11 protein-coding genes are annotated in these 17010 nt (G+C 71.0%); 8 read left to right on the plus strand and 3 right to left on the minus strand.

Going from position 1 to position 17010, the window contains the following annotated elements; all coding sequences use genetic code 11:
• The first annotated feature begins 39 nt into the window (after positions 1 to 39).
• Positions 40 to 1062, plus strand: coding sequence for an SDR family NAD(P)-dependent oxidoreductase (locus ACFWNV_RS00260; RefSeq protein WP_383938027.1), 1023 nt, complete (start codon positions 40 to 42; stop codon positions 1060 to 1062).
• Here the strand turns inward: ACFWNV_RS00260 and ACFWNV_RS00265 are convergent.
• Positions 1052 to 1822, minus strand: a complete 771-nt coding sequence (locus tag ACFWNV_RS00265; RefSeq protein ID WP_383938030.1) for a response regulator — start codon at positions 1820 to 1822, stop codon at positions 1052 to 1054. The two genes, ACFWNV_RS00260 and ACFWNV_RS00265, sit on opposite strands and share 11 nt — an antisense overlap.
• Positions 1819 to 3450, minus strand: coding sequence for an ATP-binding protein (locus tag ACFWNV_RS00270; RefSeq protein WP_383938033.1), 1632 nt, complete (start codon positions 3448 to 3450; stop codon positions 1819 to 1821). The genes ACFWNV_RS00265 and ACFWNV_RS00270 overlap by 4 nt, the downstream gene beginning before the upstream one ends.
• Positions 3451 to 3665: 215 nt before the next feature.
• Here ACFWNV_RS00270 and ACFWNV_RS00275 point away from each other — a divergent pair, with 215 nt between their 5' ends.
• From ACFWNV_RS00275 to ACFWNV_RS00300, 6 genes are all read left to right on the plus strand, one after another.
• On the plus strand, positions 3666 to 7958 hold the full coding sequence (locus tag ACFWNV_RS00275; protein ID WP_383938036.1) for a discoidin domain-containing protein: 4293 nt from the start codon (positions 3666 to 3668) through the stop codon (positions 7956 to 7958).
• 182 nt (positions 7959 to 8140) lie between these two features.
• A complete protein-coding gene (locus ACFWNV_RS00280) occupies positions 8141 to 9160 on the plus strand; it encodes a LacI family DNA-binding transcriptional regulator (protein ID WP_383938039.1) in 1020 nt (339 codons plus the stop codon).
• A gap of 234 nt (positions 9161 to 9394) precedes the next feature.
• A complete protein-coding gene (locus tag ACFWNV_RS00285; protein WP_383938043.1) occupies positions 9395 to 10795 on the plus strand; it encodes an ABC transporter substrate-binding protein in 1401 nt (466 codons plus the stop codon).
• A gap of 104 nt (positions 10796 to 10899) precedes the next feature.
• Positions 10900 to 11808, plus strand: coding sequence for a carbohydrate ABC transporter permease (locus ACFWNV_RS00290; protein ID WP_383938045.1), 909 nt, complete (start codon positions 10900 to 10902; stop codon positions 11806 to 11808).
• A gap of 15 nt (positions 11809 to 11823) precedes the next feature.
• On the plus strand, positions 11824 to 12699 hold the full coding sequence (locus tag ACFWNV_RS00295; RefSeq protein ID WP_383938048.1) for a carbohydrate ABC transporter permease: 876 nt from the start codon (positions 11824 to 11826) through the stop codon (positions 12697 to 12699).
• An 81-nt stretch (positions 12700 to 12780) separates the two neighbouring features.
• Complete coding sequence (locus tag ACFWNV_RS00300) at positions 12781 to 14388, plus strand: alpha-amylase family glycosyl hydrolase (protein WP_383938051.1); 1608 nt, start codon at positions 12781 to 12783, stop codon at positions 14386 to 14388.
• Between the two features lie 103 nt (positions 14389 to 14491).
• Here the strand turns inward: ACFWNV_RS00300 and ACFWNV_RS00305 are convergent, their stop codons facing one another.
• Complete coding sequence (locus ACFWNV_RS00305) at positions 14492 to 15763, minus strand: citrate/2-methylcitrate synthase (RefSeq protein WP_383938391.1); 1272 nt, start codon at positions 15761 to 15763, stop codon at positions 14492 to 14494.
• A gap of 64 nt (positions 15764 to 15827) precedes the next feature.
• Between ACFWNV_RS00305 and ACFWNV_RS00310 the strand changes: the two genes are divergently transcribed.
• Complete coding sequence (locus ACFWNV_RS00310; RefSeq protein ID WP_383938054.1) at positions 15828 to 17003, plus strand: citrate synthase; 1176 nt, start codon at positions 15828 to 15830, stop codon at positions 17001 to 17003.
• The last annotated feature ends 7 nt before the right edge of the window (positions 17004 to 17010 follow it).

Consider the following 17010-nt stretch of genomic DNA (forward strand, 5'->3'; position numbering starts at 1 on the left):
ACGCGCCGCGGCCCGAGAACCGACCTTCCTGGAGCATCCGTGAGCACCCCGCAGCAACCCCTGGCGCACAACCCCTTCGACGCCGCCTCCACCGCCGAGGACGTGATCGAGGGCATCGACCTGAGCGGCCGGACGGCCGTCGTGACCGGCGGGCACTCGGGCATCGGCCTGGAGACCGCCCGGGTCCTGCGCGCGGCGGGAGCCCGCGTGGTGGTTCCCGTACGGCACCCGGACCGGGCGGCCGAGGCGCTCGCCGCCGTCGGGGCCGTGGACGGGGTGCAGATCGAGCGGCTCGACCTGATCGACCCCGCCTCCGTGGACGCCTTCGCCGAGCGGTTCCTCGCCACGGGCAGCCCGCTCCACATCCTGGTGAACAGCGCCGGGATCATGGCCGTGCCGCTCGCCCGGGACGCACGCGGCTGCGAATCCCACTTCGCCACCAACCACCTGGGGCACCACCAGCTCGCAGCCCGGCTCCGGCCCGCCCTCGCGCGGGCCGCCGGGGCCCGGGTGGTCGCGGTCTCCGCCGCCGCGCACCGGATGTGCGGGATCGACTTCGAGGATCCCCAGTTCGAGCGGCGCGAGTACCTGCCCATGCTCGGCTACGGCCAGTCCAAGACCGCCAACATCCTCTTCGCCCGCGAGCTGGACCGGCGGGGCCGAGGCGAGGGCATCCGCGGGTTCTCCCTGCACCCCGGCGCCATCATCGACACCAACCTCAGCCGCTACACCACTCCCGAGAGCCTGCGGGCGATGGGCCTGGCCGACGCGAGCGGCCGGGCGGTCGTCGACCCCCACGCGGGCAAGAAGACGGTCCAGCAGGGTGCCTCCACCACCGTCTGGTGCGCCACCAGCCCCCTGCTCGACGGGATGGGCGGCGTCTACTGCCGGGACAACGACATCACGACCGTCGGCGAACCCGACCCCGCCACCCTCGATGCCCGCAACCACCGCACCGCGCGGGCCGCGCCGCCCGCCGGCCTCTCCCCGCACGCGGCCGACCCGGAAGCCGCGGCCAGGCTCTGGGAGCTCAGCGACCGGCTGGCCGGCATCACCCGGTAATGGGCGGACGCCAGGCGTAGCGGTGTTCCGGGCGGCCGGTCTCGCCGTACCGCAGGGCGAGGACGACGCGGCCGGCGCGGTCGAGGAGCTTGAGGTAGCGCTGGGCGGTCTGGCGGCTGATGCCCGCACGGTCGGCGATCTGCTGCGTGGAGAGCGGGCCTTCGGCCGTGCGCAGGATCCCGCGGACCAGGTCGGCGGTGGTGGGGGAGTGGCCCTTGGGGAGGTCGCTCGGTGCGTCGGCGCCGGCCGCGGCGAGGGCGCCGAAGATCCGGTCCACCTCCGCCTGCTCGGCCTCGCCGCCCGTGTCCAGGGTGCGTCGCAGGGCCCCGTAGGCCTCCAGGCGGGTGCGCAGGCCCGCGAAGGTGAAGGGCTTGACCAGGTACTGGAGGGCGCCCAGGCGCATCGCGGCCTGGACCGTGGCCAGGTCGCGGGCGGCCGTCACCATGATCACGTCGGTGTGGTGGCCGCGCTCGCGCAGGCGCCGGACCAGGTCGAGGCCGTTCTCGTCCGGGAGGTAGTGGTCGAGGAGGATCAGGTCCACGGGGCGGGAGTCGAGGAGCGCCAGCGCCTTTGCCGCCGAATGGGCCCGGGCCGACACCCGGAAGCCCGGCACCTTGGCCACGTAGGCGGCATTGATCCGGGCGACGCGCACGTCGTCGTCGACGACCAGCACGTCGAAGGCGCCGGACCCGTGGGGAGCGCCGGATCCGCCGGGCGTGCCGGGCGTGCCGGGAGGATTGAAGGTGCCGGCGGCGCTCATCGCAGGGCCTCCGGGAGGAAGACGGAGAATTCCGCCCCGCCGTCCGCCGCCTCGCCGGCCCGGACCGTGCCGCCCTGCCGTTCGGCCAGGCGCCGCACCAGGGCGAGGCCGAGCCCGCGTCCGCGGTGGGCCCCGGCCCGGGGCTGCTTGGTCGACCAGCCCTCGGTGAAGATCTCCTCGCGGCGCGCCACCGGGACGCCGGGGCCGCTGTCGCGGACCCGCAGGACCGCCGTGCGGCCGTCGGCCCGGATGTCGACCTCGACCAGCGGCGCGGGCGAGCCGACCGCGGCGTCCAGCGCGTTGTCGACCAGGTTGCCGAGGATGGTGACCAGGCCTCCCGGGTCGACGAGGCGGTCGGGCAGCAGAGCGGAATCGGCCAGCCGCAGGGGGACCCCGCGCTCGGCCGCGACCGTGGCCTTGCCCATCAGGAGGGCGGCGAGCAGGGGGTCGTGCACCCGCTCGGTGACCTGCTCGGTGGTGCTGCGGTGCACCCCGACCACCTCCGTGACGAACTCGACGGCCTCCTCGAACAGGCCCAGTTCCAGCAGGCCGAGGAGGGTGTGGAGCCGGTTGGCGTGCTCGTGGTCCTGGGCGCGCAGGGCGTCGATCAGGCCCTTGGTGGAGTCGAGCTCGCGGCCCAGGTGCTCCAGCTCGGTGCGGTCGCGCAGGGTGGCCACGGCTCCGCCGTCCTCGGTGGGCATCCGGTTGGCGACCAGGACCCGGGTGCCCTGGACGGTGAGCAGATCGCGGCCGGTGACCCGGCCGGTGAGGACCTCGGTGGTGCGGCCCGCGCCGAGCACCTCGTCCAAGGCGCGCCCCGTGGCGGCGTCGGCGGCCTCGGGTGCGAGGCCCAGCAGCCGGGCCGCCTCGTCGTTGACCAGCCGGACCCGGCCGGCCCGGTCGAGGGCGATCACGCCTTCGCGGATGGAGTGCAGCATCGCCTCGCGTTCGGCGAGCAGGCCCGCGATATCGGAGAAGGCCAGGTCGCGGGTCTGCCGCTGAATCCTGCGCGAGAGCAGGTAGGCGGCGAGCGCGCCCGCCGCGAGGGCCCCGCCGGCGTACGCGAGCAGGCCCGGGATGGCGCCGAGCAGGCGGCCCTGGACGCTGTCGTAGGCGATGCCGACGGACACGGCGCCGACGATCTCCCCGTCGGCGGCGAGCAGCGGGACCTTGCCGCGGGCCGAGCGGCCCAGGGTGCCCTCGTCGATCTCCATGACCTCGCGGCCGGCCAGCACCTCGCCGGGGTCGGTGGAGACGGGCCGCCCGATGCGGTCGGGGCTCGGGTGCGAGCGGCGGATGCCGTCCAGGTCCAGGACCACGACGTACTCGGCGCCCGTGGCCGAGCGGATCCGCTCGGCGGAGGCCTGTACCGGGCTGTCCGGCGAGGGGGCCGAGCCGAGGAGACCGGCCGCCAGGGAGGGGTCGGCGGCGGCGCTCTGGGCGATGGCCAGGGCGCGCCGCATGGCCTGGTCGTCGAGCTGCGCGCTCAGCGGGGCCAGGAAGAGGCCGGTGGCCAGGGCGAGGACGCCGGCGGCGATGGCCAGCTGCGTCAGCAGGATCTGGGAGGCGGCCCGGCGGGGCAGCCCGAGGCGGCGAGTGGTCGTGGGGAGGAACCGCAGGGACCGCATGAGTACGAACGGTAGGCCGGTTCGGACGTAAGCGGAATGTGGCCCCCTCACGCAAATCCCTTGCGTTATTTGCGCCCAGCTTGCGCAAGCGATGACGGCACGAAAGTGCTGTCAGGGATGTAGACGACTCGGCAAAGCTCTGCAACTCTCGCACCGAACATCGCAAATTCCTATCTTCCATGGTTCAGAAAGTTCATGTCGAGGGACGAGGACATATGAGAAGGCACAACTGGAGATGGCGGACCCTGGCCGCCTTGATCAGCACGGCCCTGCTGATGCTGGGCTGGCCCGCTCTGACCGCCGTGGCCGCCGGCGGACCGAGCGTCTCGGCGGGCAGGCCCGCCACGGCGAGCAGTACCAACGGCGCCTACGCGCCCGGCAACGTCACCGACGGCAACCAGTCCTCGTACTGGGAGAGCGCCGGCAGCACCCTGCCGCAATGGGTGCAGACCGACCTCGGAGCCACCACCCGCGTCGACCAGGTGGTGCTCAAGCTCCCCGCCTCCTGGGAGAGCCGCAACCAGACCCTGTCCGTCCAGGGCAGCGCCGACGGCACCAGCTTCAGCACCCTGGTGAGCTCGGCGACCTACACCTTCGGCCAGGGCGCCGGAAACGTGGTCACCATCGGCTTCCCGGCCACCCAGGCCCGGTACGTGCGGATCGACATCACCGCCAACACCGGCTGGCAGGCCGCCCAGCTCTCCGAGCTGGAGGTCCGCGCCCCCGGTGACTCCGGTACCAACCTGGCCCTCGGCAAGACGCTCACCGCGAGCAGCAACACCCAGGTCTACGTGCCGGGCAACGCCAACGACGGCAACGCCGCCAGCTACTGGGAGAGCGTCAACAACGCCATGCCCCAGTGGCTCCAGGCCGATCTGGGCTCCTCTGTCCGCGTGGACCGCGTGGTCCTGAAGCTCCCCGAGAACTGGGGCGCCCGCAGTCAGACCCTCAAGATCCAGGGCAGCGCGAACGGCACGGACTACACCGACCTGACCGCGTCCAAGGCCTACGACTTCAACGCCGCCGGCGCCAACACGGTGAGCATCACCTTCGACGCCACCACCACCCGCTACGTACGGGTGTGGATAGCGTCCAACTCCGTACAGCCCGGCGGGCAGCTCTCCGAGCTGGAGATCTACGGACCGACGACCGGTGACGTCCAGGCCCCGACCGCCCCGACGGCGCTCGCCTACACCGAGCCCGCGACGGGCCAGATCAAGCTCACCTGGAACGCCGCAACCGACAACACCGGCGTCACCGGGTACGAGATCTACGCCAACAACCAGCTGCGCACCAGCGTCGCGGGCAACGTCACCACCTACACCGACACCCAGCCGGCCTCCGCGAGCGTGACCTACTTCGTCCGGGCCAAGGACGCGGCCGGCAACCAGTCGGGGAACAGCAACAGCGTCACCCGCGCCGGCGACACCGGTGACACCCAGGCACCGACCGCCCCGGCGTCCCTGACCTTCACCGAGCCGGCCGCCGGGCAGATCAAGCTCACCTGGCAGGCCTCGACCGACAACGTCGGCGTCACCGGCTACGAGGTCTTCGCCAACAACGTGCTGCTCACCACGGCCGCGGGCAGCGCCACCAGCTACACCGACACCCAGCCCGCCACCGCCACCGTGAGCTACTTCGTCCGGGCCAAGGACGCGGCGGGCAACCGCTCCGGCGACAGCAACTCCGTGACGCGCAACGGCAGCGGGGGGACGGGCGGCTCCAACCTGGCCGTCGGCAAGCCCATCGAGGCCTCCTCCGTGATCCACACCTTCGTCGCGGAGAACGCCAACGACAACAGCACCTCCACCTACTGGGAAGGGGCCGGCGGCGCCTACCCGAGCACCCTGACCGTCAAGCTCGGCGCCAACGCCGACGTCGACCGCCTGGTCCTCAAGCTCAACCCGGACAGCAGCTGGGGCACCCGCACCCAGAACATCCAGGTGCTCGGCCGCGAGCAGAGCGCCTCCGGCGTCACCGGCCTGGTGGCCGCCAAGGACTACGTCTTCAACCCGGCCTCCGGCTCCAACACCGTCACCATCCCGGTGACCGCCCGGGTCGCGGACGTGCAGCTGCGCTTCACCTCCAACACCGGCTCCTCCAACGGCCAGATCGCCGAGTTCCAGGTCATCGGCGTCGCGGCGCCGAACCCGGACCTCCAGGTCACCGCGGTGAGCGCCAGCCCGGCCGCCCCGGTGGAATCGGACTCCGTCACCCTGTCCGCCACCGTCAAGAACACCGGCCCGGCCCCGGCCCCGGCGACCTCCGTCTCCTTCCAGCTCGGCGGCTCGAAGATCGCCTCCGCCAACGTGCCCGCGCTGGCCGCAGGGGCCTCGGCCACCGTCACGGCCGCCATCGGCCCGCGCGACGCGGGCAGCTACCCGCTGAGCGCGATCGTCGACGAGGCGAACACGGTCGTCGAGCAGAACGACACCAACAACAGCCTCACCGGCTCCCCGCTGGTGGTCCGCCCGGTCGACAGCTCGGACCTGGTGGCCTCCTCCGTCGGGTGGTCGCCGGGCGCACCGTCCGCCGGCCAGTCCGTGACCTTCTCCGTCACGGTCAAGAACCAGGGCACCGTGGCCGCGGCCGCGGGCACCCACAACGTCACCCTGACGCTCCAGGACGCGGGCGGCGCGACCATCCGTACGCTGACCGGTTCCTTCAGCGGCGCCCTCGCGGCCGGTGCCTCCACCGCACCGATCGCGCTCGGCAACTGGACGGCGGCCAACGGCAAGTACACCGTCAAGGTGGTCCTCGCCGACGATGCCAACGAACTGCCGGTCAAGCGCGCCAACAACACCTCCACCAAGTCCTTCTTCGTCGGCCGCGGGGCGAACATGCTCTTCGACACCTACGAGGCGGAGGACGGCGTGGTCGGCGGCGGAGCCAACGTCGTCGGCCCCAACCGGACCGTCGGCGACATCGCCGGCGAGGCCTCGGGCCGCAAGGCCGTGAACCTGGACGCGACGGGCGAGTACGTCGAGTTCACCACCCGGGCCGCGACCAACACCCTCGTCACCCGCTTCTCCATCCCGGACGCCCCGGGCGGCGGCGGCATCGACTCCACCATCAACGTCTACGTCAACGGCGTCCTCAAGAAGGCCCTGCCGCTGACCTCGAAGTACGCCTGGCTCTACGGGGCCGAGGCCGGTCCGGGCAACGCCCCCAGCGCCGGAGCCCCGCGGCACATCTACGACGAGGCCAACATCCTCCTCGGCGAGACCGTCCCCGCGGGCAGCAAGATCCGTCTCCAGAAGGATGCGGCGAACACCACGACCTACGCGATCGACTTCGTGAGCCTGGAACAGGCCACGGTCATCCCCAACCCGGACCCGGCCACCTACACGGTGCCCGCCGGCTTCAGCCACCAGGACGTGCAGAACGCCCTGGACAAGGTCCGCATGGACACCACGGGCAAGCTCGTGGGCGTCTACCTGCCGCCGGGGGACTACGACACGGCGAGCAAGTTCCAGGTGTACGGAAAGGCCGTGCAGGTCGTCGGCGCCGGACCGTGGTTCACCCGCTTCCACGCCCCGTCCTCGCAGGACAACACCGACAACGGCTGGCGCGCGGAGGGCACCGCGAAGGGCTCGTCCTTCACGGGGTTCGCCTACTTCGGCAACTACACCTCGCGCATCGACGGTCCGGGCAAGGTCTTCGACTTCGCCAACGTGACCGACATGACCATCGACAACATCTGGAACGAACACCAGGTGTGCCTCTACTGGGGCGCCAACACCGACCGGATCACGATCAAGAACTCGCGGATCCGGGACACCTTCGCCGACGGCATCAACATGACCAACGGCAGCACCGACAACCTCGTGGCCAACATCGAGGCGCGTTCCACGGGTGACGACAGCTTCGCGCTGTTCTCGGCCATCGACGCGGGCGGCGCGGACATGAAGAACAACGTCTACGAGAACCTGAGCGCCATCCTGACCTGGCGCGCGGCCGGTGTAGCCGTCTACGGCGGCTTCAACAACACCTTCCGCAACATCTACATCGCCGACATCCTCGTCTACTCGGGCATCACCATCAGCTCGCTGGACTTCGGGTATCCGATGAACGGATTCGGGACCGACCCGACGCTCTTCGAGAACATCTCGATCGTCCGGGCCGGAGGCCATTTCTGGGGGGCGCAGACCTTCCCCGGAATCTGGATCTTCTCGGCTTCCAAGGTGTTCCAGGGAATCCGCATCAACAACGTCGACATCGTCGATCCGACCTACAGCGGAATCATGTTCCAGACGCAGTACGTGGGCGGCCAGCCGGTCAATCCCATCAAGGACACCATCCTGAAGGACATCACCATCACGGGGGCGAAGAAGAGCGGCGACGCCTTCGACGCCAAGTCCGGCTTCGGTCTCTGGGCGAACGAGATGCCCGAGGCGGGACAAGGGCCTGCGGTGGGTGAGGTCACCATCCAGAACCTGAGGATGAGCGACAACGCCGTGGACGTGCGCAACACGACCTCGACGTTCAAGATCAACCAGCTGCCGTAGCGGGCGGCCGGCCCAGCGGATCGAGGGCGGCGGGGTATCCCTTCGGGGTGCCCCGCCGCTCCCAGCCGTGAGCTCCGCCGGGGTTGGTGGGACACGGGGGGTTCCGCGCCGGTTTCCGATGGGCCAAACTGGCCGTAATCGAACTGCAAGGAACTTGCATTGTTTGCGCTACTCTTGCGCTCATGACGCGACGACTTGCTCAAGTGGCGAAGAAGGTGGGGGTCAGCGAGGCAACGGTCAGCCGGGTGCTCAACGGCAAGCCGGGCGTCTCGGAGACGACCCGCCAGTCCGTGCTCACCGCCCTGGACGTCCTCGGCTACGAGCGCCCCACCCAGCTGCGCGGCGAACGGGCCCGGCTGGTCGGCCTGGTCCTGCCGGAACTCCAGAACCCGATCTTCCCGGCCTTCGCCGAGGTGATCGGCGGCGCGCTGGCCCAGCAGGGGCTGACCCCGGTGCTCTGCACGCAGACCACCGGCGGGGTCTCGGAGGCCGACTACGTCGAGCTCCTGCTCCAGCAGCAGGTCTCCGGCGTGGTCTTCGCCGGCGGGCTCTTCGCGCAGGCCGACGCCCCGCACGAGCACTACCGGCTGCTCCACGACCGCAAGGTCCCGGTGGTGCTCATCAACGCCTCGATAGAGGACCTCGGCTTCCCGTGCGTCTCCTGCGACGACGCCGTCGCGGTCGAACAGGCCTGGCGGCACTTGGCCTCCCTCGGTCACGAGCGCATCGGACTGGTGCTGGGTCCGCCCGACCACATCCCCTCCCTGCGCAAGCTGGTGGCCGCCCAGGCGGTCGCCGCGGCGGCCGGCACCGAGCTGCCCGCCGCACACGTGGAGCGGGCGCTGTTCTCCCTGGAGGGCGGCCACGCGGCCACGTCGAGGCTGCTGGACCGCGGGGTGACCGGCATCATCTGCGCGAGCGACCCGCTGGCCCTGGGGGCCATCAGGGCGGCCCGCCGGCGCGGCCTGGACGTGCCCAGTCAGATCTCCGTCGTCGGGTACGACGACTCGGCCTTCATGAACTGCACCGAACCCCCGCTGACCACCGTCCGGCAGCCCATCGAGGCCATGGGCAGGGCGGCCGTGGAGCTGCTCACCGCGCAGATCCAGGGGGCCGCCGTACAGCCCGGGGAGCTGCTCTTCGAGCCCGAGCTCGTCGTGCGGGGCTCCACCGCGCAGGCCCCGCGCCCCCGTCCGGAGTAACGCCCCGCCGGGCTGCACCGAGTTCGGCCCCCGGCCACAGGGCCCCGAAACGTCCCGCTGACGTTTCGGGGCCCTGTTTTGCGTTCACCCCTCGCACTGTCCGGCGCTCTGCTGCCAATGTCTTGCGAAATCTGCGCGAGATATTGCGTTCATCTGTCGGTGGTGGTTGAGTGTGCCGCGCTCGCCTCCTTACACGCCCCACGCCTCCTGCTCGATGCTCGAAGGGGACCACCGATGAGAACCAACATCCGCCGCACCACCGCGACCGCCCTCGTCTCGGCGCTCGCCGTCACCGCCCTCGCGGCCTGCGGCACGAGCAGCAACGGAGACGACCCCAAGGAGCAGCCGTCCGGCGGTTCCTCGGACGTCTCCGCGCCGCTCGACCCCAAGACCAAGGTCACCATCTCCATGGACTGCATGCCGCCCGCCGCGAAGAAGGCGGAGCTCAAGCAGTGGAAGGAGGACGTGGCGGAGTTCAACAAGACCTACCCGAACGTCACGATCGACGGCCGCTCCACCCCCGGCCAGTGCCTGGAGCCCCCGCGGTTCACCGCGATGCTCAAGGCCAAGTCGCAGCCGGACGTCTTCTACGCCTACTTCACCGACCTCAAGCAGGTGCTGGACAACGACGGGGCCGAGGACATCTCCGCGTACGTCACGGCCAAGACGGTCCCGGGCATCGATGACATCGACAAGAACGTCGTCAACACCCTCAAGCAGGACGGCAAGCTCTACGGCCTGCCCACCAGCAACTACACGATGGGCCTGCTGATCAACCGCAAGCTCTTCACGCAGGCGGGCCTCAACCCCGACCAGCCCCCGCGCACCTGGGACGAGGTCCGCGCGGCCGCCAAGAAGATCGCGGCGCTCGGCAACGGCACCGCCGGCTACGGCGAGTACAGCGTCGAGAACACCGGCGGCTGGCACTTCACGGCCGCCATGTACGGCATGGGCGGCGATGTCGTCGGAGCCGACGGCAAGGCGGCGTTCAACAACGCGACCGGCAAGCAGGTCGCCGACAACCTCAAGGCCATGCGCTGGGAAGACGACAGCATGGGCAAGACCCAGCTGCTCAAGTGGGGCGACCTGCAGAAGCAGATGGCCTCGGACAAGCTCGGCATGTTCCTCGCCGCCCCCGACGACATCACCTACATGGTCCAGCAGCTCGCCGGCAAGTACGAGAACTTCGGCATGGGCCCCATCCCCGGCGGCGCCGCGACGCTGGCCGGCGGCAACGGCTACATGATCAAGAAGGGCAGCTCGCCGGACAAGATCAAGGCCGCCATCGCCTGGCTGAACTTCAAGACGCTCGCGGTCGGCAAGGGGCAGTTCCAGTACGACCGTTCCAAGACCGACGGTCTGCCGGTCGGCCTTCCGCAGCCCGCCTTCTTCACCGGTGCCAGCAAGGCCAAGGACGATGAGCTGAAGGCCGCCAGCGCCACCATGCCGGTCGTCAACTTCAAGCCCTTCCTGGACAGCCCGGTGGCCGGCAAGGCCGAGCCGGCGAAGGCCCAGGAGGTCTACAAGGTGCTCGACAAGGTGATGTCGGGAGTCCTGACCAACAAGGACGCAGACACGGCGCAGCTCCTCGCGGAGGCCGAGAAGGCCGTCAACCAGGTGCTGGCCAACCAGTAGCGGTCCCGGCCGGGGGAGGTCCGGGCTGCCTCCCCGGCCCGGACCCGCCCGCAGGCCCCGTACCCGCAAATCGACGGCGACGACCCACCAAGGAGCGAGCGGCGATGTCGGCTCCCACCCTGCCCGGTACCTCTCGTGAGGAATTCCTCCGGGCGTTCAAGCGGAACCTCTCGGCCCACGGTTTTCTGATCGGCGCCGTCCTCTGCTTCTCCTTCTTCTCCTGGTACCCGATGGTCCGGGAGTTCCTGCTGGCCTTCCAGAAGACCGAGGGCGGAGCCGTCCACTGGGTCGGCTGGGACAATTTCCGCTACGTCTTCAACGATCCGAACTTCTGGCAGGCCTGGCGCAACACCCTCCTCTTCAGCGGGCTCGCGCTGGTACTCGGCTTCGCCGTGCCGTTCGTGATCTCGATCGTGCTCAACGAATTCCGGCACGCGCAGGGCTACTTGCGCCTGCTGGTCTACCTCCCGGTGATGATGCCGCCGGTGGCCTCGATCCTGCTCTTCAAGTACTTCTACGACCCCGGTTACGGGGTCTTCAACAGGATTCTGGAATTCCTGCACCTGCCGGCGCAAGACTGGCTGCAATCCACCGATACCGCGATGCTCTCCGTCGTCATCGCTTCCACGTGGATGAACATGGGCGGCGCGACCCTGATCTACCTGGCAGCCCTCCAGGGCATCCCCGGGGAGCTCTACGAGGCGGCGGAGCTCGACGGAGCCGGGGTGCTGCGCAAGATCTGGTACGTCACGATCCCGCAGACCAAGCTCATCCTCTCGCTGATGCTGCTCATGCAGATCATCGCCACGATGCAGGTGTTCGTCGAGCCGTTCATGCTCACCGGCGGCGCTGGCCCCGAAGGGTCGACGACCACCGTCGTCGTCCTCATCTACCAGTACGCCTTCAGTTTCAACCAGTACGGCGGCGCCGCGGCCCTGGGCCTGTGCCTGCTCGTCCTGCTCGCCGGCTTCTCCGCCGTGTACGTCCGGCTGAGCCGCGACAACGAGAACTGACGGGAGCACCCTCACATGTCAGAGCGCACGCTCATATCCCCGGCCCAGCTCGGCCGCCCCCGGGGCAAGGCCGTCTACTGGACCGTCCTGGCCCTGGTGGTCATCGGCTTCACGGTCGTCTTCCTCGGGCCCCTCTACTGGATGGTCGTCAACGGCCTGAAGTCCACCGCGGAGTTCACCCAGGTCCCGCCGACCGTGGTGCCGGACTCCCTGCACCCCGACAACTACTCGGCGGCCTGGGAGGTCATGGACCTCGCCAAGCTGCTGTTCAACACCCTCTACTACGCCTTCGGCGCCCTGGCCTTCCAGCTCGTCCTCGACGTGGCCGCCGCCTACTCGCTGTCCAAGCTCCGGCCGGTCTTCGGCAAGGCCGTCCTCGGCATGATGCTGGCCACGCTGATGATCCCGGCCACCGTCCTCGTCGTACCCCAGTACCTGACCGTCCTGGACATGCCGCTCATCCAGCGGAACCTGCTCAACACGCCCTGGGTGATCTGGCTGCCCTCGGTCACGAACGCCTTCAACATCTTCCTTCTGAAACGATTCTTCGACTCCATCCCGGGCGAGATCCTCGACGCCGCCTCCATCGACGGAGCCTCCTCCCTGCGCACCCTGCGCTCCGTGGTCCTGCCGATGTCCCGGCCGATCCTCGGCGTCGTGTCGATCTTCGCCGTCGTCGGGGTCTGGAAAGACTTCCTCTGGCCCATGCTCACCCTCCCCGATCCGGCCCTGCAGACGCTCAACGTCGGCATCTACTCGCTCTCCAGGGGAGTGCCCGAGAACCATCTCGTCGCCGCACTCGCGATGGCCTCGGCGCCCACGCTCATCATCTTCCTGATCTTCCAGCGCAACATCATGAGCGGCCTGACGGCAGGCTCCCTCAAGGGGTGAGCACCACCCCGCACCGCTGCCGTGCCCGGTCGCCCCCATGAAAAGACCGCTGCGAAAAGAACGCCGTGAAAGGACCCCTCCGTGGCTGACTTTCCCCTGCCCGAAAACGCCGCCGACTGGTGGCGCTCGGCCGCCATCTACCAGGTGTACGTACGGAGCTTCGCCGACGGCGACGGGGACGGCACCGGTGACCTCGTGGGCGTCCGGGCCCGCCTCCCCTACCTCGCCGAACTGGGCGTCGACGCCCTGTGGTTCACCCCCTGGTACCTCTCCCCGCTCGCCGACGGCGGCTACGACGTCGCCGACTACCGCACCATCGACCCCGCCTTCGGCACCCTCGCCGAGGCCGAGAAGCTCATCGCCGAGGCCCGCGAACTGGGCATCCGCACCATTGTCGACATCGTCCCGAACCACGTGTCCGACCAGCACGCCTGGTTCAAGGCCGCCCTCGCCGCCGGCCCCGGCAGCCCCGAGCGGGAGCTCTTCCACTTCCGCCCCGGCCGCGGGGAGCACGGCGAACTGCCGCCGGGGGACTGGCCCTCGCAGTTCAACGGAGCGGCCACCTGGACGCAGGTACCGGACGGGGAGTGGTACCTGCACCTCTTCACCCCCGAGCAGCCCGACCTCAACTGGGACCACCCGGCCGTCCGCCGGGAGCACGAGGAGGTCCTGCGCTTCTGGTTCGAGCGCGGGGTGTCCGGCGTACGGATCGACTCCGCGGCCCTGCTCGCCAAGGACCCGGCCCTGCCCGACCTGGCCGGCCGCTCGCCCGAACCCTGGCCCGGCGAGGTCCACCCGTACATCGACCGCGACGACCTGCACACCATCTACCGCTCCTGGCGGGCCATCGCCGACGAGTACGGGGCCATCTTCGTCGGCGAGGTCTGGCTGCCGGACTCCGAGCGCTTCGCCCGCTACCTGCGCCCCGACGAGCTGCACACCGCCTTCAACTTCTCCTTCCTCAGCTGCCCGTGGGACGCCGGCCGGCTGCGCACCTCCATCGAGGAGACCCTCGCCGAGCACGCCCCCGTCGGAGCTCCCGCCACCTGGGTGCTGTGCAACCACGACGTGACCCGTACGGTCACCCGCTACGGACGCGCCGACACCGGCTTCGACTTCGCCACCAAGGCCTTCGGGACCCCCGCCGACCTGGCCCTCGGTACCCGGCGGGCCCGCGCCGCCGCGCTGCTCACCCTCGCCCTTCCCGGCGCCGTCTACGTCTACCAGGGCGAGGAACTGGGGCTTCCCGAGGCCGAGATCCCGCTCGGCCGCATCCAGGACCCCATGCACTTCCGCTCCGGCGGCACCGACCCGGGACGGGACGGGTGCCGGGTCCCGCTGCCGTGGACCGCGGAGCCGTGGAACGAGTCCTGGCTGCCCCAGCCCGCGGACTGGCCGCAGTACGCCGCGGACCGCCAGGCCGGGGACCCGGACTCGATGCTCACCCTCTACCGGACGGCCCTGGGCCTGCGCCGCGCCGCCGGCGGGTTCGGCGGCGGATCGCTGGAGTGGCTGCCCGCGCCGCCCGGAGTGCTCGCCTTCGGCCGCCCCGACGGGCTGGTCTGCGTGGCCAACCTGTCTCCCGAGCCGGTCGCGCTCCCGGCCCACACGAGCCTCCTGCTCAGCAGCTCCGCCCTGGATGCGGAGGGGCTGCTCGGACAGGACACGGCGGTCTGGCTGCGGACCTGACGCCGCAGCCGGACCGCCCGGACCCGCGGGGCCTCCCCGCCCGTCACGACCCCGCCCGTCACGACCCCGCAGGTCACGACCCCGCCCGTCACGACCCCGCCCGTCACGGCAGCGGCTGTGGCGGGCGGGGCCCGTGGTACTGCCCGCTCGGTCGCATCCGCAGCGGGCGCTCCTCGTACTCCTCCAGCGCGTGCGCGATCCACCCGGCCGTCCGGGCCACCGCGAACACGGTCTCACCGGCCTCCGGGGCCATCCCGCAGGAGACCGTCAGCACCGCCAGCGCCAGGTCCACATTGGGGTACAGGCCGCCGCCGTGCCGGGCCATCACCCCGGCTACCTCGCGCGCCGCGCCCAGCGCCGGACCGGCCTGCGCCAGCGGCTCCAGCCGCGCGAACAGCGCCGTGGCCCGCGGATCCTCGCCCGCGTAGAGCCGGTGCCCGAGCCCTGGCACCCTGCGCCCGGCCCGCAGGTACTCCGCCACCACCGGGGCGGCGCCGCCCCGCTCCAGCACCTCCACCAGCATCCGGTGCGCGAGCCGCCCGGCCGCTCCGTGCAGGGGGCCTTCGAGCGCGCCGAGCCCGGCCGAGACCACCGCGTACGGATGCGCGCGCGCCGACGCGGCCACCCGTACGGCCAGCGTGGAGGCGGCCAGGTCGTGGTCCGTCAGCAGGGCCAGGGCCAGGTCCAGGACGGCCAGCGCGTCCGGATCGGGATCCACGGCGGAGAGCCGGGGCCACAGCTGCCGGGCGAGGCGGCCGTCCCCGCCCCACTGCGCGGGGCCCACCTCGGGCAGGGCGCCGACCAGGGTGGGGATCAGGGAGCGCGCGGAGCCCAGTACCGACGGCGCGGACAGGTCGAAGCGCAGCGGGTCCGCGACCGCGGCGGCGGCGACGGCCACCCGCAGCCGGTCGATCGGGCCGCTGTGCTCGGGCAGCGCGGCGACCGCCCGCCGGGCCGCGGCGAGGGACTCCGGGGGAGCGGTGAACCGGGCCCCGCGCACCAGGGTCCCCGTCCAGAGCCACTCGGCTACCTCCTCGTAGGGGTGCCGCGAGGCCAGTTCCACGGCGTCCACACCACGGAAGTAGTACCGGTCGGACTCGATCAGGGTGAGCGCCGTGCGCACGGAAAGCTCCCCGGCGGAGGCGGCGGACCCGGAGGGTCCCGCCGCCTCGCGCCGGCTGCGGTGGGCCAGGGCCTCCACCTCGCGGGCGTCGAAACTGCTGGAGCGTCCGACCGGATCGCGGCGGCTCGTGAGCTGGCCGCGGCTGACGTACGCGTACACGGTCGCGGGCTTCACCCCCAGCAGCCGGGCCGCCTCCTGGGTGCCGATCCGTCGCTCACCGGGCTCACCGGACTCACCGGGCTCGTCGTTCATGACGCTCATGACGCACACCCTACATATATTGATTCAATCAATATTGACAGTGATTGAGTCCATCATGGATGGTCGATCCATGAACACCACCGTCGCACCCGCCGAAAGCCCCCGCGGACTCGCGGGAGTCGTGGTCACCGACACGCAGCTCGGTGACGTCCGAGGCCTCGAGGGCTTCTACCACTACCGCCAGTACTCGGCCGTCGAGCTCGCCGGGAGCCGCACCTTCGAGGACGTGTGGCACCTGATGTTCCGCGGCGCGCTGCCGGCCGGCGCCGCCGAACGGGCCGCCTTCACCGCCGAGACCGTCCCGCTGCGCCGGCTGCCCGCCGAGGTACGGGACGCCCTGCCCGCCCTCGCCCGCGCCACCGCCCTGTCCGGCCCGCTCTCCGGGCTGCGCACGGCGCTCGCGCTGCTCAGCGCCTCCGCAGGCTTCCGCCCGGTCTACGACCTGACCCCCGAACGCCGGGCCGCCGACGCGCTGGCCGCCTGCGCCGCCGTACCGACCCTGCTCACCGCCCTGTACCGGCTGGGCCAGGGGCTGGAGCCGGTGGAACCGCGGGACGACCTCCCCTACGCCGCCAACTACCTCTACATGCTGACCGGACGGGAACCCGAGCCGGTCAGGGCCCGCGCCGTGGAGCAGTACCTGATCTCCACGATCGACCACGGCTTCAACGCCTCCACCTTCACCGCCCGCGTGATCGCCTCCACCGGCGCCGACGTCGCGGCCTGCCTCACCGGCGCGATCGGCGCGCTCTCCGGCCCGCTGCACGGCGGCGCCCCCAGCCGGGCCCTGGACACCCTCGACGCCATCGGCACGGCGGACCGGATCGATCCGTGGATCCGCGAACGGGTCCTCGCGGGCGACCGCATCATGGGCTTCGGACACCCCGTCTACCGCACCGAGGACCCGCGCTCGCGGATGCTGCGGGGGATCGCCCTGCAGTTCGGCGGGCCGCTCGTGGACTTCGCCGTGGAGGTCGAGCGGCACGTCGAGGAGATCCTCGCCGAGCTCAAGCCGGGCCGGGAACTGCACACCAACGTGGAGTTCTACGCGGGCGTGGTCATGGAGCTGTGCGGGCTGCCGCGCGAGATGTTCACGCCGACCTTCTGCGCGGCCCGCGTGGTCGGCTGGAGCGCGAACGTCCTGGAACAGGCCGCCGACTCGAAGATCATCCGGCCTGCGGCCCGCTACACCGGCCCGACCCCGCCCCAGCCGGTCCCCGCCCTCGGCTGACGCTGGC

It is taken from the genome of Streptomyces sp. NPDC058401 (genome assembly GCF_042722885.1).
GTDB lineage: Bacteria > Actinomycetota > Actinomycetes > Streptomycetales > Streptomycetaceae > Streptomyces.